Source organism: Mycobacterium sp. NGS33, assembly GCF_059812885.1.
Window position 1 is genome coordinate 12,399 of the sequence record NZ_JCALDN010000011.1, and the last position, 20,306, is coordinate 32,704.

19 protein-coding genes and 1 pseudogene are annotated in these 20,306 nt (G+C 68.6%); 8 read left to right on the plus strand and 12 right to left on the minus strand.

What is annotated here, in order from left to right; all coding sequences use genetic code 11:
• The first annotated feature begins 80 nt into the window (after nucleotides 1–80).
• Nucleotides 81–2,015, plus strand: a complete 1,935-nt coding sequence (locus AC5Y5B_RS17415; protein WP_500006008.1) for a flavin-containing monooxygenase — start codon at nucleotides 81–83, stop codon at nucleotides 2,013–2,015.
• Complete coding sequence (locus AC5Y5B_RS17420; RefSeq protein WP_500006009.1) at nucleotides 2,012–2,902, plus strand: SDR family NAD(P)-dependent oxidoreductase; 891 nt, start codon at nucleotides 2,012–2,014, stop codon at nucleotides 2,900–2,902. Before AC5Y5B_RS17415 ends, AC5Y5B_RS17420 begins: the two co-directional genes overlap by 4 nt.
• A gap of 52 nt (nucleotides 2,903–2,954) precedes the next feature.
• Here AC5Y5B_RS17420 and AC5Y5B_RS17425 read toward each other — a convergent pair whose 3' ends face one another.
• From AC5Y5B_RS17425 to AC5Y5B_RS17460, 8 genes are all read right to left on the minus strand, one after another.
• A complete protein-coding gene (locus tag AC5Y5B_RS17425) occupies nucleotides 2,955–3,590 on the minus strand; it encodes a Dabb family protein (RefSeq protein WP_500006010.1) in 636 nt (211 codons plus the stop codon).
• The gene (locus AC5Y5B_RS17430; RefSeq protein WP_500006011.1) at nucleotides 3,583–3,930 is read right to left on the minus strand and encodes a hypothetical protein; all 348 of its coding nucleotides are present in this window, start codon (nucleotides 3,928–3,930) and stop codon (nucleotides 3,583–3,585) included. The genes AC5Y5B_RS17425 and AC5Y5B_RS17430 overlap by 8 nt, the downstream gene beginning before the upstream one ends.
• Before the next feature lie 58 nt (nucleotides 3,931–3,988).
• Nucleotides 3,989–4,912, minus strand: coding sequence for a LipP1 family hormone-sensitive lipase (lipP1, locus tag AC5Y5B_RS17435; RefSeq protein ID WP_500006012.1), 924 nt, complete (start codon nucleotides 4,910–4,912; stop codon nucleotides 3,989–3,991).
• Nucleotides 4,909–5,718: an IclR family transcriptional regulator gene (locus AC5Y5B_RS17440; protein WP_112633293.1), complete on the minus strand. Its 810-nt coding sequence runs from the start codon at nucleotides 5,716–5,718 to the stop codon at nucleotides 4,909–4,911. Before AC5Y5B_RS17440 ends, lipP1 begins: the two co-directional genes overlap by 4 nt.
• 141 nt (nucleotides 5,719–5,859) lie before the next feature.
• Entirely contained in the window at nucleotides 5,860–7,326 is a 1,467-nt protein-coding gene (locus AC5Y5B_RS17445; RefSeq protein WP_500006013.1) for an FAD-dependent oxidoreductase, read from the minus strand.
• Entirely contained in the window at nucleotides 7,323–8,231 is a 909-nt protein-coding gene (bphC, locus tag AC5Y5B_RS17450; protein ID WP_500006014.1) for a biphenyl-2,3-diol 1,2-dioxygenase, read from the minus strand. The genes AC5Y5B_RS17445 and bphC overlap by 4 nt, the downstream gene beginning before the upstream one ends.
• 8 nt (nucleotides 8,232–8,239) lie before the next feature.
• Nucleotides 8,240–9,424, minus strand: a complete 1,185-nt coding sequence (locus AC5Y5B_RS17455; protein ID WP_112633295.1) for an acyl-CoA dehydrogenase family protein — start codon at nucleotides 9,422–9,424, stop codon at nucleotides 8,240–8,242.
• 91 nt (nucleotides 9,425–9,515) lie between these two features.
• The gene (locus AC5Y5B_RS17460) at nucleotides 9,516–9,794 is read right to left on the minus strand and encodes a 2Fe-2S iron-sulfur cluster-binding protein (protein WP_112633296.1); all 279 of its coding nucleotides are present in this window, start codon (nucleotides 9,792–9,794) and stop codon (nucleotides 9,516–9,518) included.
• Nucleotides 9,795–9,925: 131 nt separating this feature from the next.
• Here AC5Y5B_RS17460 and AC5Y5B_RS17465 point away from each other — a divergent pair, with 131 nt between their 5' ends.
• Complete coding sequence (locus AC5Y5B_RS17465) at nucleotides 9,926–11,548, plus strand: flavin-containing monooxygenase (RefSeq protein ID WP_500006015.1); 1,623 nt, start codon at nucleotides 9,926–9,928, stop codon at nucleotides 11,546–11,548.
• A pseudogene (locus AC5Y5B_RS17470) lies at nucleotides 11,548–11,661 on the plus strand (SDR family NAD(P)-dependent oxidoreductase); the annotation flags it as partial. The gene AC5Y5B_RS17465 and the pseudogene AC5Y5B_RS17470, both read left to right, overlap by 1 nt.
• Nucleotides 11,662–11,669: 8 nt before the next feature.
• Here the strand turns inward: AC5Y5B_RS17470 and AC5Y5B_RS17475 are convergent.
• The 3 genes from AC5Y5B_RS17475 to AC5Y5B_RS17485 all read right to left on the minus strand — a co-directional run bounded on the left by AC5Y5B_RS17475 (nucleotide 11,670) and on the right by AC5Y5B_RS17485 (nucleotide 14,741).
• Entirely contained in the window at nucleotides 11,670–12,551 is an 882-nt protein-coding gene (locus AC5Y5B_RS17475; protein WP_500006016.1) for an alpha/beta fold hydrolase, read from the minus strand.
• A gap of 60 nt (nucleotides 12,552–12,611) precedes the next feature.
• Nucleotides 12,612–14,006: a WS/DGAT/MGAT family O-acyltransferase gene (locus AC5Y5B_RS17480; protein ID WP_500006017.1), complete on the minus strand. Its 1,395-nt coding sequence runs from the start codon at nucleotides 14,004–14,006 to the stop codon at nucleotides 12,612–12,614.
• Between the two features lie 294 nt (nucleotides 14,007–14,300).
• On the minus strand, nucleotides 14,301–14,741 hold the full coding sequence (locus AC5Y5B_RS17485; protein ID WP_500006018.1) for a nuclear transport factor 2 family protein: 441 nt from the start codon (nucleotides 14,739–14,741) through the stop codon (nucleotides 14,301–14,303).
• Between the two features lie 236 nt (nucleotides 14,742–14,977).
• On the opposite strand from AC5Y5B_RS17485, the gene mbp1 reads away from it, so the two are divergent.
• From mbp1 to AC5Y5B_RS17505, 4 genes are all read left to right on the plus strand, one after another.
• Nucleotides 14,978–15,211 carry a microaggregate-binding protein 1 gene (gene mbp1, locus AC5Y5B_RS17490; protein WP_112633330.1) on the plus strand — a complete coding sequence of 78 codons (234 nt, stop codon included), beginning with the start codon at nucleotides 14,978–14,980 and terminating at the stop codon, nucleotides 15,209–15,211.
• A gap of 87 nt (nucleotides 15,212–15,298) precedes the next feature.
• The gene (locus AC5Y5B_RS17495; RefSeq protein WP_500006019.1) at nucleotides 15,299–17,530 is read left to right on the plus strand and encodes a molybdopterin-dependent oxidoreductase; all 2,232 of its coding nucleotides are present in this window, start codon (nucleotides 15,299–15,301) and stop codon (nucleotides 17,528–17,530) included.
• A 179-nt stretch (nucleotides 17,531–17,709) separates the two neighbouring features.
• The gene (locus AC5Y5B_RS17500) at nucleotides 17,710–18,732 is read left to right on the plus strand and encodes a type III polyketide synthase (protein ID WP_500006020.1); all 1,023 of its coding nucleotides are present in this window, start codon (nucleotides 17,710–17,712) and stop codon (nucleotides 18,730–18,732) included.
• 14 nt (nucleotides 18,733–18,746) lie between these two features.
• Nucleotides 18,747–19,250 carry an isoprenylcysteine carboxyl methyltransferase family protein gene (locus tag AC5Y5B_RS17505; RefSeq protein ID WP_500006049.1) on the plus strand — a complete coding sequence of 168 codons (504 nt, stop codon included), beginning with the start codon at nucleotides 18,747–18,749 and terminating at the stop codon, nucleotides 19,248–19,250.
• Between the two features lie 16 nt (nucleotides 19,251–19,266).
• Here AC5Y5B_RS17505 and AC5Y5B_RS17510 read toward each other — a convergent pair whose 3' ends face one another.
• A complete protein-coding gene (locus tag AC5Y5B_RS17510) occupies nucleotides 19,267–20,112 on the minus strand; it encodes an SDR family NAD(P)-dependent oxidoreductase (RefSeq protein WP_500006021.1) in 846 nt (281 codons plus the stop codon).
• Nucleotides 20,113–20,306 lie beyond the last annotated feature (194 nt).

A 20,306-nucleotide genomic window follows, 5' to 3' on the forward strand; every position in this document is an offset into this window, starting at 1 on the left:
CGCCGGTTCGCGGGTCGCGCGTGTCCCGCTGAGTAGACAAGCGCTGCCCACGGTCGGGAATCGCGCCGATACTCGTCGCCATGAGCACTGGTGTCCCCGTCACTGAAACCGCCGGATGGGCGGGCGCGGATCCCGATGAAGTCGACGAGCTTCGGGCAAACCTGCGCCAGGCGGACCCCGGCGTTCTGGTCGCCGTTCTGGCGCAGCTGACCGGTGATCCGGCCGTCGCCACGCGCTTCGGATCCAAAATCGCCCATGTGCCCGACCCGCCGGAGCAAGCCGGCGTCACCGATCCGGAGACGGCCGCGCAGCTCATCGAGGAGATCGTCACGGCACTGCGGGAGCCGCGCCGGGCGGACGCGGTACCCGCCGACGACCGCGACCTGTTCGCCCGCATCGCCCCCATCGCGCTCGGGGGAGAGGTCGCCCCCGAGTACCTCGGACTGCTGCTGGAACAGGGCGGATTCCAGCCTTCGCAACCGGTGCTGCCGCGCACCGCAAAACTCCCCGCCGACTTCCGGGTTGTCATCATTGGCGCGGGCATCGCAGGGATAACCGCCGCCCTCGCGTGTGCCGACGCCGGCATCGACTACCAGATCATTGAGCGCAACGACGAGGTGGGCGGGACCTGGTACACCACAAGGTATCCCGGTATCGGCGTGGATACACCGTCGGCGTATTACTCACTGTCGCGCGACATCAACGGTGACTGGTCGAGCTACTACCCGCAGGGCGCGGAGTACCAGGCCTACCTGGTTTCGGTAGCCGACAAGAACGATCTCCGCACACACACCCGGTTCGGTACGACGGTCGAAGCGCTGTGGTGGGAGGAGCGGCGCCGGCAGTGGCAGATCCGGTCGGTCGGCCCAGACGGAAACCGCGACGTCAGTTATGCGAATGTGGTGATTCCGGCCGCCGGGTATCTCAACCGGCCGCGCTGGCCGGATCTGCCTGGCCGCGAGACCTTTTCGGGAACTTCCATCCATTCGGCGCGGTGGGATCCCGAGCTCGATCTCACGGGCAAGAGGGTCGCGATCATCGGGGCAGGCTGCACCGCGGTCCAGATCGTCGACGCGTGCGTGGACCAAGTCGCGCACATGACGGTGTTTCAACGGCAGCCGCACTGGGTCGCGCCGCGACGGCGGACGTCCGACGATGTTCCGGCCTACCGACGGTGGCTAGGAACCCGGTTGCCGTACTACGCCAATTGGATTCGGCTCAAGTCGTATTGGGGGACATCGGACAACAACTATCCGGTGATCCTGCATGACGAGGACTGGGCTGCCGAGCATCTGTCGATTTCGCCGGCCAACGACGTGTTGCTGCAGATGTGCCTCGATTACATCGATCGCACGTTCGGCGCGGGAAGCGAGCTCGCCCGCAAGCTCACGCCCGACTTCGCTCCGTACGGCAAGCGGATCATCCGTGATCCCGGCGGTTACTACGCGGCGCTCGCCCGCGGGCACGTGGACGTCGAGGCCAGTGAGCCGGCCCGGGTCAACGAGGCCGGGATCGTGACGGAAGACGGCAGACAAATAGACCTCGACGTGATCATCTACGCCACCGGCTACTACCTGGATTTCCTTTCCACGGTGGATATCCGGGGCCGAGACGGCAAGAAGCTGACCGACGAGTGGGGCGACGCTCCCAGGGCCTACCGCGGCGGGATGGTTTCCGGATTCCCCAACATGTTCATTTCCTCGGCACCCAACTACAGCCCGGGTCACGGGGCCGGCCATAACTTCGGCGTCGAGGTGATGGTGCACTACGTGATGGAATGCCTGCAGTTGATGGCGCTGCGCGAGGCCGCCAGCCTGGAGGTGACGCAACGCGCCTACGAAGATTACGTGGACGGCATCGATGCGACCATGGCCGGTACCGTATGGCGCCACACGCCATCGGCCCACACCTACTATCGCTCGGGCGGCCGGATCGTGATCGCCTTCCCGTACCGCCTCATCGATTTTTGGCACGACCACCGCGCCCCGGTCGAAGAGGATCTCGAGCTTCGATGAGCGACGGGCTGCTCTGCGGCAGAACGGCTTTGGTTACGGGTAGCAGCCGAGGTATCGGCCGTGCCGTCGCGCAGCGGCTGGCGGCCGAGGGTGCCACGGTGGCGGTGACGGCCCGTTCGCACGCCCCTTCTTTGTCGATGCGGGCCGGTATGACCGCCGCCCTGCCCGGCACCATCGGCGAAACGGTGGGGCTGATCGAGGCCGCCGGGGGGTCGGCCTTCGGCATTGCGGGCGACCTGGAGGACCCCGCGCAACGCGACGCCTTGGTCGACGCGGTCCTCGACCGGACCGGCCGCATCGACATCCTGGTCAACAACGCCGGTTTCGCCGACTACTCGGTGGTCGAGGACATGAGCCTGGACACCTTTGACCGCACCGTGGAGCACTACCTGCGGACACCGTTTGTGTTGACCAAAGCCGCTGTCCCGCACATGCGTAGGCAAGGCGCCGGATGGATCGTCAACATCGGCTCGGTGACCGGAGTGGCACCGGTGCGTCCCTATCGCGAATACAACAAGACATCCGGCGACGTCATCTACGCGTCATGCAAGGCGGCGCTGCACCGCTTCACGCAGGGTGTGGCTGCCGAGCTCCTCGACGCCAACATTGCCGTGAATTGCGTCGGCCCGTCGACCGCGGTCCGCACACCCGGTGCCGCGCAGCTGATTCCGGATACGTTCCCGACCGAACCGGTCGAGTATTTGGCCGAGACCGTGCTGGCGATGTGTCATTTGCCGGCTGCCGAGCGCACCGGCTTGGTCGCATTCAGCCTGCATTACCCGTGGTCGCAACGTCTACCGGTGCATAGCCTGGACGGCACCGAATTGCTGCCCCCGTTAGAGCCGCCGGCGACCGCCAATCCGAATATCGCTTCGGCGGGGATGTGATGCGGCGCTGCGCATGCTCGCTCGAACCGAATCGAGTACCGCATCGCCTGACCTATCCGTCGAGCCGAAGAACGGCTGCGTCGCTCTGGCAGAAACTGTGGCAGACGCGATCGCGCACGATGACGTCGGGGCATTCGGGGTCGAACCAACGGTCCACCACCGCCCAGTGGATCGGATGCATCAGGTAGGGCCCCATCAACCCGTCCGTGTCGGTGAAGAGTTGTTCGAACACATGGCTCCACGCCGAGACACCGGTCGCCTCGTCGACCCTGCTCAGCTGCCAGTCGGTGATGGTGTGCACGTACCGGGGCATCAGTTGCAGGTCGGCCTCGAACCGGGCAACGGTGTCCCCGTCGGTGCCCGCCGTCACGCTTAAGAGCAGCGCTCGGTACACGGTTCCAGGCTTGTCGCCGGTGCGCACGGGCGTCCCGGAATAGGCCGCGCCGTTCACCCGGCTGACCGCGGGGTCGTCCAGGATCTCGGCGAAACGCATTGCCGCGCGATCCCATTGATCCTTCGAGGCGAAGCGCAGCCGCATGAGAATATCGCCCCCGTTGCGCGAGGCGGGCAGCGTCGGCTCCACGACCCATGGCCGGGACGCCGCCGCGGTCGCGGCGCCGCGTAACTCGCCGAGGATCCGGTCGCGATCGGGCTCGGCGACGTCGATCAGGCGCGTGACGCTATACATCGCACAGTCCGTCGACGTCATCGGCAGCCGCGGCGAAGGACCTCGACCGCTCGGTCACCAATTCGCCGATCCGCGACCACCATTCGCCCAGCGCCGGGTCCGATCGACCCTGCCACGTCATCTCCCACCACGCCCGCGCACCGGGCAGCGTCCAGGTCGCTGTGACGACGTTGACGTCGTCGTCCAACCAGATCGGTGGGCTCACCAGGACGTTGCGCAAGGTCATGCCCCGTTCGCGCGCTCCGGGCGCGTATTCGGCGAGGTACGTGTCCACGAATCGCTGGGCGCACCCGGGGCGGGTCACAACCCGGTCGATCACGAAGACTTCGCCGTCGGCCATGAGCCGACCGTATGGCATCTTGAGCATGTGGCGTCGTCGGCTCCCGGCCACCGGGAACCTACCGGCGCAGCAGCTCGGTGAGCGCCGCGGCCGTCTCCTTGCGCGCCCGGTGTGCGATGTCGAGCATCGGCATCGTCATGAACCCGTGGATTCCGCCGTCGTAACGCAGTTGGCTGGTCGGCACGCCGGCCGCGGCCAGCGCTGCGCCGTACGCCAATCCCTCGTCGCGCAGCGGATCATGGCCGGCGACCACCAGCACGGCGGGCGGAAGCCCTCTCAGGTCGGCGTTGCGCGGGGCGGCGTAGGGGTGCGCGCGGTCCTCGAGCGATGGCACGTAGCAATCCCAGTACCACTGCAGCGCCGGCTTCGGGTTGTAGTAGCCCTGGCCGAACAGCCGGTAGGACTCGGTGTCGAAATCGGCGGCGATCACCGGGTAGAGCAGCAGTTGACTCGCAAGCGCCGGGCCGCCGCGGTCGCGAGCCATGATCGCGGTCACCGCGGCCAGGTTGCCCCCGGCGCTGTCACCGCCCACGACCAGACGCCCGGGGTCGGCCCCGAGCGCGGCGGCGTTGGCGTGGGCCCAGCACGTCACGGCGTAGACGTCCTCGGCGGCCGCCGGCCAGGGATTCTCCGGAGCCAGCCGGTAGTCGACCGAAACAACAACGGCGGGAACAAGATTGGTGATGCTGCGGCAGAGACCGTCGTGGCTGTCCAGGTCGCAGAACACAAAACCGCCGCCGTGCGCGTACACCACGATGGGCAGGGGCCCCAGGGCCTCCGGTCGGTATACGCGCACCGGGATCGGTCCGCCCGGACCGTCGACGCAGCGATCGGCGACCTCGGCGACGGGTTCGGGCTGCGCCGCCGGCACCACCCTGGACCGGATGAGCGCCCGGGCCTCGGCGCCGCTCATCTCCTGAACCGGTGGGAAGCCGCCATCCAGTTGCCCGATGATCGCGGCGATCTGGGGGTCGAGGCTCACGCGTACTGCAACGCGGGGCGCGGGAAACGCAGCGGACGCAAGGGCTGCAGGGTGGGCGCGACGCGGTGCGGGCCGTCCTCGGCGTGCCGCCAGATGCCCATCGCGGTCATCCGAACCGGGGCGATCAGTCGTTGGTCGAACGTCATCCGATTCATCGGACCGCACACCGACACCGCCGCGACGGCTTCACCGGGATCGCCGATGGGCGCCGCCACGCATCCGAATCCGGGCAGCGATTCCTCGCGCTCGAAGGCGACGCCGTGCGCGCGCACCCGGGACAACTCGACGGCCAGCTGCGAACCGGTGGCGATCGAGTACTTCGTCTTTCGCACCCGCAGGTCCACCGGCGCGTCCTCGTCGCGGTAGGCCAGGATCGCCTTCCCGACGGCCGTGCAATGAGCGGGCTGACGGCTGCCCACCCGCGTGGGCATCGGCGTAAGCGGCGAGTCGCCGACCTTGTCGAGGTAGACCACGTCGGGGCCGTCCAGCACCGCGAGGTGCACGACAAGCCCTGTGGCCCGGTGCAATTCGCCCAGCAAGGGAGCGGCAGCGCGCACCAGTCGGTCCTGATGCACGGCCAGCGATCCCAGCTCGACAAGGCGCATGCCGAGCTCGTAGTCGCGGCCGCTGCGGCGCAGCCAGCGCAGCTGCACCAGGCGCTCGAGCATCCGGTGCGCCGACGAACGCGGCAGGCCGGTGCGCCGGACGATCTGGGCCAGCGTCAGCCGGCCCGGGCCGTCGAACGCGTCCAGGACGAGCGAGATGCGGTCGATGACCGCGGTGGGGGTTTCGGCGGGCGCGGACACTGAACCTCCTGGCTGGAATATTCCTATTAGGAATATAGTTCTATCACACCGGTGTGGTCGCTGTCACACACCATCGGTGGGGCGCGCGAGGTGACCACGCCGCGGATCGCGGTGCGGTCACGCTCGCGATAAAGGGGCGACTCAGCCCTTGGCGGCCGACCGGCCGGCCCGGCGGCCGTAGAAGCTGCCGTCACCCAGCGAGACGCCGCTGGCGTAACCCCAGGCGGCCAGCCCGGCGGTGCACCGGCCCGCGGCGAAGAGCCCCGGGATGGGCGCGCCGCTGACGTGCAGCACCTCGGCGTCCAGCGTGGTGGCCAGTCCGCCCAGGGTGAAACCGCCGGTGTTCTCCCGCAAATCCACCGCGCCGACGGGGGAGCCGATCGGCTTGATCCACTCCGGCTTCTTGTGCAGCAGCGGATCCTCGCCGCGCGCGGCGCCCTCGTTGTACGCCGCGACCGTCGCCTGCAGCGACCCCGGCGGCAGTCCCATGTCGCGTTCTAGGTCGGCGACGGTGTCGGCCACCCAGGTCGCCGGGCGCAGCATGAACTTCGGCGACCACGAGGCCATCGCCTCCTCCTGGGCGTCGCCGTCGATGATCAGGTAGGCGACGTTGTCCTGGTGATAGAGGGTCAGCTGGCCGATCCTGCCCGGGTAGGTGTCCTCGGCGACGTAGCGCTGCCCGCGGCCGTTGACCAGGATGCCCCGAACCAGTTGCTGCGGGTCGATGAAGATCGCGACCTCGGTGGCGTCCATGTGCGCCAGGTCGGCGCCCAGCGCCTGCGCCATCCGGATCGCCTGCCCGTCGTGCTGCTCGATCGAGGCGGCCGGGCGCCCGGCGATCCGCGGCGCATAGCGCGCCACCATCGCGTCGTTGTAGGCGAAGCTGCCCGTCGCCAGCACCACACCGGTGCGCGCCCGGATGCTCATCTCGGTGCCGTACCGGCGGGCGCGGATGCCGACCACCCGGCCGTCGGATTCGGTGATCAGTCGCTGCACCCGCACGTCGTAGAGCGCGCGTGCGCCTGCGGCGGTGGCTGTTTCGACGATGGGCTTCATCAGCATGTAGCCGGCACTGGCCTCACCCTGCTTCTTGTTCTGCATCTGCGGCACGTGCCCGCGCGGGGCGGGGGAGGTGATGGTGTTGAACGGGAAGGAGTTTTCGCCGCCGCTGTACATCAGCCCCTGATCGCCCATCGGCTCCCAACCGGGCTCGGAGAAGAACTCCGCCTTGAACGGCACGCCGCAGCCGACCAGCCACTCGAAGTGGGCGACGCTGCCGGCGCAGTAGTCGGCGATCCGCTGCTCGTCGGCGCCGGGGCCCATCGCCACGTTGAGGAACGCCGCCATGTTGTCGACGGAATCGGTGAAACCGCAGGCCTTTTGGATCGGTGTGCCGCCGCCGAGGTAGATGAAGCCGCCGGCCATCGACGCAGCGCCGCCCCACGAGCCGGTGCGCTCGAGCACCAGGACGTCGGCGCCGGACCGGGCCGCCTCCACCGCCGCGGCCGCGCCGGCGACCCCGTAGCCGGCGATGACGACGTCGGCCTCGTCATCCCACGAGGCGATCGAGGACGCCGCGAGCGGCGTCACGTCCGATTCGGGCGTCACAGCCGCATGGCCGCGGGCATTTCGCCGACCCACTGGTGGCCCCAGTAGCTGTCGGCGGTGATTTCCTCTGCGGTGTAATAGGTTTCGTCGACCCGCATCCCGTCGGTACCGAACTCGATGTCCCAGTCACCGGGTGCGCGGACGTAGAACGAGACCATCTTGTCGTTGGTGTGCCGGCCCAGGGTGGACGAGAGCTGGAATCCCTCGGCGTTGACCCGGTCCAGCGCCCGCCCGACGGCGTCGAGGCTGTCGACCTCCACCATGATGTGGACCAGGCGCGGGTCGCGCTGATGTGCGGCCGGCACGATCGCCAGGCTGTGGTGGCGCTCGTTGATCCCGAGGAACCGAACCCGCACCGGCCCAAACTCTTTGGGCAGCGGCACCCGGAAGGCGCCGCGGGCCCGGAACCCCAGGACCTCGGTGTAGAAGTCGAACAGCCCGTTGGGGTCGGTGGCCGGCACCACCACGTGCCCCAAGCCCTGGTCGCCGGTGACGAATCGCGCGCCGAACGGCGTGACGACCGGGCTGTGGTCGAGCACCGCGCCGTGAAACACCTCCAGCGTGGTGCCGGCGGGATCCTCGAACGTGATCACCTCTTCGACGCGGCGCGCCTCGGCCTCGTCGGGGGACAGCTGCTTGTAGGCCACGCCGGCGCCGTCCAGGGTGACCTGCACTCGCTGCAGGGCCGGGTGGTCGCGCACCTCCCAGCCGACGGTCAGCACCCGGTCGGACTCTCCGGGCACCACGATGAGCCGGGCCGCCCGTTCGTCCATCCGCAGATACAGCGCCGACGGATCGGGGCCCTTACCCTCGGCGAACCCCAGCACGCCGAAGGCGAACTGCCGCCAGCGGTCGATGTCGTTGGTCGAAATGGTGATGTAGCCAAGGCTTTTCAGGTCGCTCACGTCTGCTCCTAGATCAGGGCCCGCAGCGGACCCTCGGGCGGGTCGATGCCGATCGAACTCAGCGCCGACGCGTGGTAGGTGGTGCCGGGCACGTGGATGGCGTGCATCTGGCCGACGTGCACGTCGCGCCAATATCGTTGCAGCGGTTTGTCCATCCGCGCCGCGTTGCCGCCCGAGCGGGCGAAGATCTCGTCGACCGCCGACACCGCGCGCCACACCGCGCGCACCTGCGTGCGGCGCCCGGCAGCGCGATCGGCGAACGACACCTCCTTGCCGGCGGCGACCATGTCGTAGATGCGGTCGGCGTTGGCCAGCAGTTCCTGGCGCGCGGCGTTGATGTCGGCGGCCGCCTCGCCGATCGCGTGCATGACGTAGGGGTCGTCCTTGATCGCGGTCCCGGTGGCGCCGACGCGCTCGCGCTGATAGTCCAGATGCGCGGCGAGCGCGCCCTCGGCGATGCCGATGGTGGCCGCGGAGATGCCCAGCGGGAACATCGTCGACCACGGCATCAGGTAGAGCGGTTCGGTCATCCCGGCCTCGCGCTGGGCGGTGCCGTCCATCACCTTGGTCGCGTCCATGGTCCGGTAGCTCGGCACGAACGCGTCCTTGACGATCACGTCCTTGGAGCCGGTTCCGCGCAGCCCCACCACATTCCACGAATCGTCGACGATCTCGTAGTCCTTGCGCGGCAAGATCATGTGCAGCATCTGCGGCGGCATCAGCGGGATGCCCTTCTCGTCGCCGAGCATGGCGCCCAGGATGATCCAGTCGCAGTGGTCGGTGCCCGAGCTGAACTGCCAGCGGCCGTTGAAGAGGTATCCACCGTCGACCGGTTTGGCCACGCCCTGCGGCGCGTAGGGGGAGGCCATCCAGGTGTCGACGTCGTCGGCCCAGATTTCGGCGGCGACTTTCGGATCCGCGTAGGCCAATTGGTAGGGGTGCACGCCGACGACGCCGACGATCCAGCCGGCCGCCGGATCCAGTGCCGCGGTGGCCATCGTCGTCTCGGCGAACTCGCGGGGGTGCACCTCGAAGCCCTGGTACTGCTTGGTCTGCAGCATCCGGATCAACCCGGCGCCCTTCATCAGCTTGACGGTGTCGTCGGTAAGCCGGCCGATCTGCTCGGCCGTGGGCGCCTGCTCGCGCAATTGGTCGGCCATCTCGACGACCCGGTCAAGTACCCGCTCGCTCATGTCATCGTCCTTACGTGTGTGGGCTCAGTAATGGTCTACCGCAGTCGGCGCCGGTCCCAAAGGAAATCCCGATGAGCGGACGCCATCGGCGTCAAAATTCGACGTGAACCTCGACGCCGGCCGCCCTCGCCTGGCAGGCGAGTATCAGGCCGTCCTCGAGATCCGCCGCGTCCAGGACGTCGCACGGCGCCATGTCCACCCGCCCAGCGGCCACGGTCGCCACGCACGAGCCGCACCGACCCTCGCGGCAGGAATGGGGCACAGCGATACCCGCGTCGAGCAGCGTCTCGACCAGCGTTTGTCCGGGAGGCCAGCCCAACCGGTGCCGCCGGCCGTCCAGCTCGACCTCAAGGCGTGTGGCGTCGGGCATGAGCCGATTGTCGGGCGATGGCCACCGGGCGGCGGGCCCGCACGCCCGGTGGCCGGGAAGACTCACCGCAAGCGTCCGGTCACCGGGAGGCGGCGCGGTCCGCGCGGGCCAAGGCCCTACGGTGATTGCTTGTGAGTGAGCCCGGCGCAGCGTCCCTCGACGTCGTCGTGGTCGGCGCGGGGTTCGCCGGCCTGTACGCCCTGCACAAACTGCGCGGCCAGGGCCTGTCGGTGCGGGTGCTGGAGGCCGCGCCCGAGCTGGGCGGCACCTGGTACCACAACCGGTATCCGGGCGCGCGCTGCGACGTCGAGAGCGTCGACTACTGCTACTCGTTCTCCGACGAACTCCAGCAGGAATGGAACTGGACCGAACGGTATGCCACCCAGGCCGAGATCCTGGCGTACCTGAACTGGGTCGCCGACAAGCTCGACCTGCGCTGCGACATCGCGCTGCGCACCCGCGTGGCCTCGGTGCACCTCGATGAGGCGACGCTGCGCTGGACCGTCACCACCGATGCGGGACAACGTTTTTCGGCACGCTTCGTGGTGATGGCGACCGGCCCGCTGTCGGACGCGCTGACCCCGGACTTCCCCGGCCTGGACACCTTCGCCGGCGAAATCCACCACACCGCGAGGTGGCCGCACCGGCCCGTCGACTTCCGCGGCAAGCGGGTGGCGGTCATCGGCACCGGATCGTCGGGCATTCAGTCGATTCCGGTCATCGCCGAGTCCGCCGCCCATCTCTACGTGTTCCAGCGCACCCCCAACTACAGCGTCCCGGCCGGCAACAAGCCGCTGTCCGCCGCGGAGCTCGACGAGATCAAGGCGGGTTACGCGCAGCGCCGTGCGCTGTCGTGGCGCAGCGGCGGCGGCTCGCCGCACGTCACCGCGCCGAAGCCGACGATGCAGTTCACCGCCGAGGAGCGGCGCGCGACGTTCGAAAAGCGTTGGCAGCAAGGCGGGGTGCTGTTCTCCAAGACGTTCCCGGACCAGATGACCGACCTGGAGGCCAACGACGAGGCCCGCAGGTTCTACGAGGAGAAGGTGCGGGCAGTCATCGACGATCCGGCCGTCGCCGACCTGCTGATTCCCACCGACCACCCGATCGGCACCAAGCGAATCTGCACCGACAGCAACTACTTTCAGACCTTCAACCGGCCGAACGTGTCGCTGATCAGCGTGCGGGCCACCCCGATCCGATCCGTCGATGCCACCGGGATCACCACCGCCGGCATCGATGGCAGCGAAGCCCACCACGACGTCGACATGATCGTGCTGGCAACGGGTTTCGACGCGTTGACCGGGGCGCTGGGCAAGATCGACATCGTCGGCCGGCACGGCACCGCCCTGCGCGAGGATTGGGCGCACGGCCCCCGCACGTATCTGGGGCTCGGCGTCGACGGCTTCCCCAACCTGTTCTTGGTGTCGGGCCCGGGGGCACCCGCCGTCCTGGCGAACATGGTGCTGCACGCCGAGGCCCAGGTGAATTGGATCGCCGACGCCATCGCCTTCCTCGACCTGAACGGGTACGCCGCCCTGGAAGCCACCGTGGACAGCGTGGACGGGTGGGGCGCCGAATGCGCCCGCCGCGCCGAGACGACGCTGTTCACCAAGGCGAACTCCTGGTACATGGGCGCCAACGTGCCGGGCAAGCCGCGCGGCTTCATGCTGTTCACCGGGGGCTTCGCGACGTACAACGACATCTGCGCCGAGGTCGCCGGTGCCGGCTACCGCGGCTTCGATCTAATCGAATGATGACGGGATTGCGGGACAAGGTCGTCGTGGTCACTGGCGCCGCGAAGGGGACCGGCCGGGTGCACTGCGAGCGGTTCGCCGACGAGGGCGCCGACGTGATCGCGCTCGATGCGGCGACTAGCTAGCCGCGGGACAGGAACGCCAGGACGGTGCTTTCGAACGCCGCCTTGGCCTCGATCATCGCCCAGTGCCCGGAGTTGGGGAAGATGTGCAGCTCCGCGTTGGGAATGGTGCGCATCGGGATCAGCGCCATGTCCGGCGGGCTCACCCTGTCGTCGCGGCCCCAGGTCAGCAGGGTCGGCGCGGTGAGCTTGTGCATCGTCGCCCACGGCAGCGGCCGGTCGGAGGCGTTCAGCGCGGCGTTCATCCCGGCGAATGCCGCCTTGCCGTACATGCGGCGCGCCGCGGCCAGGGTGCCGTCGTCGGTGGCCAGCTGCCAGCGTTCCTCGATCAGCTCGTCGGTGACCAGCGCCTGGTCGTAGACCATCGACTTGAGCCAGTCGACCAGCCGCTGCCGCGTGGGGTCTTCGACGAATTCCTGCAGCAGCCGAATCCCTTCGCTGGGGCTGGGGCTGAAGATATTGGTGCCGATCCCGCCGATGGTCACCAGCCGATCGACCCGGTCCGGACTGTGGGTCGCGAAGTTGATGCCGACGCCACCGCCCATCGAGTTGCCGACGATGTGCACCTTGTCGACGCCGAGCTTGTCCAGGAAGGGCGCGACCGTGCCGAAGGCGGTCACCATCGGATGGCCGCCGAAGTCGTCGCTGACCCCGAAGCCGGGGAACTCGAGGATCAGGCAGCGAAACCGCGCGGCGAAAGCGGGCAGCACCCCGCGAAAGTTGCGCCAGCCGGTGACACCGGGACCGGAGCCGTGCAGGAACAGCAGCGCAGGACCCGAATGGGATCCACCGGTGTCGTAGTAGCGCAAAGCGCCCTTGTCAGTGCCGATTTCGCGCAGGTCGTGCGCCGCGACGCTCACCGGTTCAGAAGTGTCTGCCACGGATGTCACCCTGCCATGCCGTGCCGGCGAGGATGGACGGGGTTCCGCTGACCGGGCGGATCAGCCCGGGCGATCCCCCGGGTCGCCGCAATTCAGCAGCTCCTTGAGCGCGGCGGGGAACGCATCGGCGAGATCCCAGAGGTCCGGAACCAGGTCCGGGCAGGAGATGATGCCGATGCCCAGCCGGCCGCCCAGCGACATCACCGTGATGTTCAGCGCGGCGCCGGCGATGATTGGGCCGAGCGGATACATCGCGTCGAGCCGGCAGCCCAGGAAGTAGAGCTGTTCCTGCGGGCCGGCGACGTTCGACATCACCAGGTTGTGCGGCGGGTTCTCGGGCAGGGGGAGGCGCGGCAGCAGCCTTCGGGCGGCGCCGAACACGGTCTGCCCGGCCAGTTGCGTCCAGTCGTGTAGCAGGGTCGGGCCCAGCGCCGCGGAGTGGTCCTTCGCGGCGGCATTTCCGGCGGCGATGCTCGCCAGCCGTTGCACGGGGTCGTCGATGTGGGTTTCCAGGCGGCACAGCATCCAGGTCATCTGGTTGCGGCCCGTGCGGGTGGACTTACCGCGGACCGACACCGGCACGCTCGCGACCAGGGGGACGTCGGGCAGCGCGTGGCGGTCCTGGAAGTACTGCCGTAACGCCCCGGCGCACAGCGCGGTCACGACGTCGTTGACCGTCACCCCGAACCGGCGTTTGACGGCTTTGACGTCCTCGAGGTCCATGCTGGTCAGCGCGATGTTGCGGCGCCGGGTGAACGCCCCGTTGAACGCCGTCGGCGGCGCCGCGAACGGGGCCGCCATCGTCTTGCCCCCGCCGCCGGCGCGCAGCACCGTCTCCGCCACGGTGAGCGCCGTGGCCGGCAGGACCCTGGCCAGCCGCCACGGCCGCAACGCCGCCCCGATCAGCCCGCTCGCGGCGATCTGGAGCGGATTCGCCGCGGCGGCGCGCTCGGCCGGTTCGGGTGGGGGCGCGTCCGGCACGCCGCTGCACAGCTGCGCGAGCAGGTGGGCACCGCCCACGCCGTCGACCACCGCGTGGTGGACCTTGAGGACCACGGACAGGGCGTCGGTGCCGTGCAGGCCCTCGATCACCCACATCTCCCACAGCGGCCGGTCGCGATCGAGCGGCAGTCCCGCGACGTGACCGCAGATGTCCGCTAATTCTCTGGGGCCCCCCGGCGAGGGCAGGGCCACCCGGTGCAGGTGGCGAGCGAGGTCGAACCGGTCGTCGTCGACCCACACCGGATGGTCGAAGTTGAGTTCGTTGTCGGCCAGCTTGAGGCGGAATTCGGGCACGGCATCGAGCTGTGCGGACAGCGCCGCGCGGAAGCGGTCGAAGGAGTAGCCCCCCGGCATCGTCGCGGGATCCAATTCCATCACGCAGCAAACATTCAAAGGCTGCGTCGGCGATTCCAGATGCAGAAAGAACGCGTCCAATCCGCTGAGTCGTTGCATTTATTGCTCGTCTCGTTTGTGCGGCCATGACCGCTGGTCACATGACCCGCAGTCGTCGCGGGGCTCCTCGAGCGCACACGATCGGAAGACCGCAGTCTTTTGGTGTGTGACTTCTATCTGTAGCCGTTGAGGGGCTTTTGGCAAACATTCGTCAAGACATTTAACGAAATCGCCACGCCGCGGACGCTCGCCGCGGCCGGCGGCTGTCCCATGGCCGACCCCTTTCGCCCACCGCCCGCGGCGTAAAACCGCCTGGCGGACAACAGGTTTCGCAGCGCCGGCGAGCTCCGCCTCCTACGGCTGGCGGGCCATCGCGGAGTCGGGCGCCGCCCAGTCGGTCGAGACTTTGCGGTGCTGGATCAGCCAGTCGCCACCCTCGGGAACCAGGATGTCACGGTACCGGCCGTAGTGGTTCAGACCGATGTGGGTGACCACGGTGAAATAGGAGTCGACCCGGGCCCGGTCGGGTGTCACCTCGGTGAACAACACGTTCGCGACGTTATGGCGCACAATTGGTTTGACGTCGGCGTCGACGGCGATCCGTCCGCTGACACCGCCCAGAAAGGTCGCGATCTCCGCCCGCCCGTGCAAGGGCTCGAGACCCCGGATCTCGAGGACCCCGTCGCGGCAGAACGTCGCCGCCAGATCGTCGAGCCGGCCGGCGTCGCCGGACCAGTTGTAGCGCGCCAGGACGTCGCGTATTCGCTCGCGGGCGACCAGTTCCCACATCTCCACCGTCTCGACTCCTCGCCCGCCGACCGTTTCGGGTGAACAGCCTAGGCCCGTCGGGCGGGCGCGCCGCAGCGAGGCGGGCCGGTATGGCCAATAACACCGGGTCGCAACGGCTTTGAGCCACCGGTGCGGGCTGTGGCGAAGGCTACCCGCCGCCGACGTTTCGAGAATCTCGCGGTTGGGCAATAAAGGGGGCGACCGCACGACACGGGCGCGTGCACGCCATGGAGGGAGAACGCATGTCGGACAAGAGTGGCCCCGAGGAAGCGATCGAGGGCATCGTCGAGGGCGTCAAGGGCAAGGTCAAGGAAGTCGCAGGCGCCGTCGCCGGGCGCGACGACCTGATGCGCGAAGGCCGGGCCCAGCAGGACAAGGCCGACGCGCAGCGCGAGGCGGCCCAGAAAGAGGCCGAAGCCGAGAGCGCCCGCAAGGCCGCCGATATCAACGAGGCGCGGCAAAAAGCCGAGCAGTAGCGGTACTCGAGGGGCCCGGTCGCACGCGTGGCCGGGCCCCGATATTCCCCACTTCCGCGACTCGCGGTAGCGGAATACAGTGGGTGGATGAAACCCGGCGAGGACGGCGTCCACCTGCGCACGTGTCCGTTGTGTGAGGCCATGTGCGGCTTGGAAATTCATGTCGAGGACGGCCGCGTCACCGGCATCCGCGGCAACCGTGACGATGTGTGGAGCCGCGGACATCTGTGCCCGAAGGGCACCTCGCTTGCGGCCCTGCACGACGATCCGGACCGCATCCGAGCGCCGATGATCAAGGTTGACGGCCAGTGGCAGGAAGTCAGTTGGGACGCGGCGTTTCGCCGTTGCACCGAGCTGCTGACCCCTGTGATCGAGAAGTACGGCATCGGCGCGGTCACCGCCTACACCGGCAATCCGCTGGCGCACTCGTTCTCGCTGGCCCGCTATGCCGGCGTGCTGATGGGGATGTCCGGCATGCCCGTCACGTATTCGCCGGGAACGGTCGACCAGTGGCCGAAGAACCTGTCCTCGCACCTGATGTACGGCCTGTGGTGGAACTTCCCGGTGCCCGACATCGAACGCACCGACCTGCTGGTGATCATGGGCGCCAACCCGGCCGCCTCGCAGGGTTCACTGTTGGCCGCGCCCAACGTGATGGGCCTGATCGACGGTATCCGCAAGCGCGGCAAGGTCATCGTGATCGACCCGGTGCGCACCCTGACCGCCGCGCGCGCCGACGAGTGGCTTCCCATCGTGCCGGGAACCGACGCGGCGCTGTTGCTGGCCGTCGCGCACACCCTCTTCGACGAAGGCCTGACCAACCCGGGGCCACATGTCGACGGTGTCGACACCATGCGGGCCGCCGTCGCGGACTGGCCACCGGAGCGGGTCAGCGCCGTCACGGGCATAGATGAAGACCGCATCCGACGGCTGGCCCGCGAACTCGCCGGCACCGAGAGATCGGTGGTGTACGGCCGAATCGGCCTGTGCAATCAGGAGTTCGGCAGCCTTGCCAGCTGGCTGGTGGACGTCATCAACATCCTGACCGGTCACTTCGATACCCCAGGCGGGGCGATGTTTCCCACCCCGGCCGCCTGGTCCATCACCACCGCGCCGCTGCCCGGGTTGGAGGACGGCGCACCGGAATTCGGTCGCTGGCACACCCGGGTGCGCGGCGCCAAGGAGGTGCTCGGTCAGGCGCCGGTGTCATGCATGGCCGAGGAGATCGCCACACCGGGCGATGGGCAGCTCAAGGCGCTGATCACGGTGGCGGGCAATCCGGTGTTGTCCACCCCGGCCGGTGACAAGCTCGACGAAGTGCTGCCGATGCTGGAAGCGATGATCTCCGTTGATCTTTGGCTCAACGAGACGACGCGGCACGCCGACGTGATCCTGCCCGGGCTGTCCCCGCTCGAGCAACCGCACCACGACGATCTGATCCTGCTCTTCGCCATCCGCAGCATCGTGAATTATTCGGCCCCGGTGTTCGATCCGGGCGATCGCCCGCACGAATGGGAAATCCTGATCCGGCTGACCGGCCTGTGCACCGGCACCCCGGCCGAGGACGTGGACGTCGCGGCGATCGACGACGGCTTCTTCGACTACCTGGCCTTCACCCGCGGACTCGAGGGGGCCGAGATCCGCACGCTCTACGACCACGGTGGACCCGAGCGAATGCTCGACCTCACCTTGCGGACAGGGCCGTTCGGCGACCAGTACGGCAAGAACCCGGGCGGTCTCACGCTGGACATGCTCAAGGCCAACCCGAACGGGATCGATTTCGGCCCCATGGTGCCGCAGCTGCCCGACCTCCTGGCCACCTCGGACAAGAAGGTCCGGCTCGCCCCGCAATACCTGCTCGACGACCTGCCGCGGCTGGCCGCACGCATGGAGCGGCCCGCCGAACCGCTCGTCCTGGTGAGCCGCCGGCACCTGCGATCGAACAACACCTGGCTGCACAACGTACCCGCGCTGATGAAGGGAAAAGACCGGTGCACGTTGCTGATCCATCCCGACGACGCGGCCCGGTGCGGCATCGCCGACGGCGACGTCGTGACGGTGAAATCGGAGGCCGGCGAGATCAAGGTGCCCGTGGAGGTCACGGACTCCATCAAGCCCGGGGTCGTGTCGATGCCCCACGGCTGGGGGCACGGCAAGCCGGGCACCCGGATGTCGGTGGCCAACAACTCACCCGGCGCGAACACCAACGTGCTCTCCCCGCCGACCTTCATCGACGAGCCCTCCGGCAACGGCGTGCTCAACGGCATTCCTGTCACGATCATCGATGATCAAGCGCGATTCTCGCCCGCGCCAACCTGATTGGTCTGCTGATTAACGGGCGATGTCCCGTTGTGGTTCATCTCACCCCGGCGCCGATCCGATGAACCTTTTACGGGGTGGCCGTCGTCCGGATAGGCATGACTGCAATAACGTATTCCCCCTTCCCGCCTCGGGCCGCGGGCCGAGGATGCGGCGCTCCCCGGATCGCCGGTACCGCGGTGGCTTTCACGGCGCACCGCTACAACCAGGACGAGGTCGCGCGCGAACTCACCGAATTCACCGATCCGGGATTCGTGCGCTTCGCCCAGTCCGCCGGTGTCGACCAGCGCAGCCTCGCGCTGCCGCTGTCGCGGTATCCGCGGCTGAGCGGTTTTACCGAGGCCAACGACGTGTACCTCGAGGTGGCCGTCGACCTCGGTGAGCGGGCGATCAATTCGGCGCTGGAGGCCGCCGGCGTGGCCGCCCACGAGGTCGACACCATCGTGGTGGTCTCCAGCACCGGAATCGCCGTGCCCACCATCGACGCACGACTGATGACGCGAATCGGGCTGCGGCCCGACGTCAAACGCGTCCCCCTGTTCGGGCTCGGCTGCGTGGCTGGCGCCGCGGGCATGGCGCGCGTGCATGACTACCTGCGCGGCTACCCCGGCCACGTGGCGGTGCTGCTCTCTGTCGAACTGTGCTCGCTCACGCTGCAGCGCGACGACACCTCGATCCCCGCCCTCATCGGCGTCTCGTTGTTCGGCGATGGCGCCGCCGCGGCCGTCGTTTCCGGTGGAGACCGAATTCCCCTGGCGGACAGCGCCAGCGGCCCGCGCATCCTGGCGACCCGCAGCAGCGTCGTCCCCGATTCCGTTGACGTGATGGGTTGGAACGTCGGTTCGAGCGGGTTCCAGCTGGTGATGTCGCGCGAGGTCCCGAAAATGGCCGACGACCACCTGCGCGCCGAGGTCGACGCGTTTCTGGCCGGCCACGGGCTGACCGTCGCCGACATCTCGGCGTGGGTCTGTCATCCCGGCGGTCCGAAGGTCCTCGAATCGATCGAGGGGGCGGTCGGCCTGCCGGCGGAGGCACTGGCGCACAGCCGAAACTCGATGCGCGAGAACGGAAACGTGTCGTCGGTCTCCGTGCTGGACGTGCTGCGCCGCACGGTCGCCGCGCCGCCGTCCGACGGCGCGTTCGGGGTGATGCTGGCGATGGGGCCGGGGTTCTGCTTCGAGCTACTCCTGCTGCAGTGGTGACGGGGGGCATCGAGATGTACTACTACCTGTTGGTCCTCGCGATCGCAGCCGAGCGGCTGGCCGAGTTGGTGGTCGCCCGGCGCAACGCCCGATGGTCAATGTCGAACGGCGGCAAGGAGTTCGGCCGCGATCACTACCCGGCGATGGTCAGCATGCATGCGCTGCTGCTGATGTCGTGCGTCGTCGAGACCTGGAGCCTCGGGCGGCCGTTCATCTGGTGGCTGGGCTGGCCGATGCTGGCCGTCGTCGCGCTCAGCACGGCCGTGCGGTGGCGCTGCGTCACCGTGCTGGGCAGGCGCTGGAATCCGAGGCTGATCGTCATCCCGGACGCGCCGTTGGTCCGGCGGGGACCGTACCGCTGGATGCGCCACCCCAACTACGCCGCGGTCGCCGCCGAGGTCGCCGCGGTCCCGCTGGTGCATTCCGCGTGGCTGACCGCGGTCGTGTTCAGCGCGGCCAACGCCGCGGTGCTGAACGTGCGGATCCGCGCGGAGAACGCCGCGCTGGGCTACGCCTGACCGGCGCCGGCCCCGATCAGGGGGCGATGGGCCGATTGGTCCACTGGCGGTCGGGGCGGCGCGCCGAGCGGAACCATCCGCCGGCCGCGCCGGTGCCCCCGTCGGTGGGGATGGTGTGACCGGTGACGAACCCGGACAGGTCCGAGGCCAGGAACAGGATCGCCCGGGCCTGATCCTCGGGCACGCCCATCCGCCCGACCGGGACCCACTGCGGCCACTGCGCCTGCTCCTCGGCCGAAAGCCATTGGGAGCAGGGCACTTGCAGGGATTCGGTGACATCGGGTGCGATCGCGTTGACCCGCACCCCGTCGTTGCCTACCTGGACGGCGAGGCTGCGGGTGAACGCGATGACGGCGGCCTTGAAAGCGGCATAGACCGGATCCTCCGGATAGCCCCGCAGCCCCTCGACCGACGAGACGTTCACGATCGCACCGGCGCGCCGCTCAACCATGGTCGGCAGGAACGCGTGGGTGACGAGGAAAACGTGGTGCAGGTTGATGCGGTAGAGGTCGTTCCACAGCCCGGGGTCGGTGTCGGCGAAGCTTCCGGGGTGCCGCAGCCAGTGGCCCACGTTGTTGACCAGCACATCGACCCGGCCGAACCGGTCGAGGACCGCCCGGGCCAAGCGGGCGACCTGATGGGGGTCACGGACGTCGGTGGCGACCGCCAGGGCGGACCCGGCGGATTCGGTGATCGAGGCGGCCGTCGCGGCGGCCAGGTCGGCGTCGATGTCGGCGATGACCACCTCCGCGTCGTGTTCGGCGAACAGCCGCGCGGTCGCCGCGCCGATACCGCCCGCGCCGCCCGTCACGACCGCCACCCTGCCGGCCAGCAACGGAACGGGGCGCTTCGCGTGTGTCATCGCTCATATCTTCGGGCATGCGATGGGCTGGCCAACAGCCGGTCCGCCCGGATCGAGCCCGCGCAAGGACCGCGAAAGAGTTAGACCAGTGGTACCCATCTCGTCGCGCAGCAAACGTGACGTACCCGACAATTGTCTTCCGTTCGTTTCCCATTAACCTCGCGCTGCGGCGGGTACCCGCCTTCCACTTAGGA

What these genes read in the sequence shown, in the direction of transcription:
- AC5Y5B_RS17455 (WP_112633295.1), bottom strand. Translation starts at nt 9,424, where the DNA reads ATGAGCGAGCGGGTACTTGACCGGGTCGTCGAGATGGCCGACCAATTG.
- AC5Y5B_RS17420 (WP_500006009.1), top strand. Translation starts at nt 2,012, where the DNA reads ATGAGCGACGGGCTGCTCTGCGGCAGAACGGCTTTGGTTACGGGTAGC.
- AC5Y5B_RS17495 (WP_500006019.1), top strand. Translation starts at nt 15,299, where the DNA reads ATGAAACCCGGCGAGGACGGCGTCCACCTGCGCACGTGTCCGTTGTGT.
- AC5Y5B_RS17510 (WP_500006021.1), bottom strand. Translation starts at nt 20,112, where the DNA reads ATGACACACGCGAAGCGCCCCGTTCCGTTGCTGGCCGGCAGGGTGGCG.
- AC5Y5B_RS17430 (WP_500006011.1), bottom strand. Translation starts at nt 3,930, where the DNA reads ATGGCCGACGGCGAAGTCTTCGTGATCGACCGGGTTGTGACCCGCCCC.
- mbp1 (WP_112633330.1), top strand. Translation starts at nt 14,978, where the DNA reads ATGTCGGACAAGAGTGGCCCCGAGGAAGCGATCGAGGGCATCGTCGAG.
- AC5Y5B_RS17415 (WP_500006008.1), top strand. Translation starts at nt 81, where the DNA reads ATGAGCACTGGTGTCCCCGTCACTGAAACCGCCGGATGGGCGGGCGCG.
- AC5Y5B_RS17480 (WP_500006017.1), bottom strand. Translation starts at nt 14,006, where the DNA reads ATGCAACGACTCAGCGGATTGGACGCGTTCTTTCTGCATCTGGAATCG.
- AC5Y5B_RS17425 (WP_500006010.1), bottom strand. Translation starts at nt 3,590, where the DNA reads ATGTATAGCGTCACGCGCCTGATCGACGTCGCCGAGCCCGATCGCGAC.
- AC5Y5B_RS17460 (WP_112633296.1), bottom strand. Translation starts at nt 9,794, where the DNA reads ATGCCCGACGCCACACGCCTTGAGGTCGAGCTGGACGGCCGGCGGCAC.
- AC5Y5B_RS17505 (WP_500006049.1), top strand. Translation starts at nt 18,747, where the DNA reads ATGTACTACTACCTGTTGGTCCTCGCGATCGCAGCCGAGCGGCTGGCC.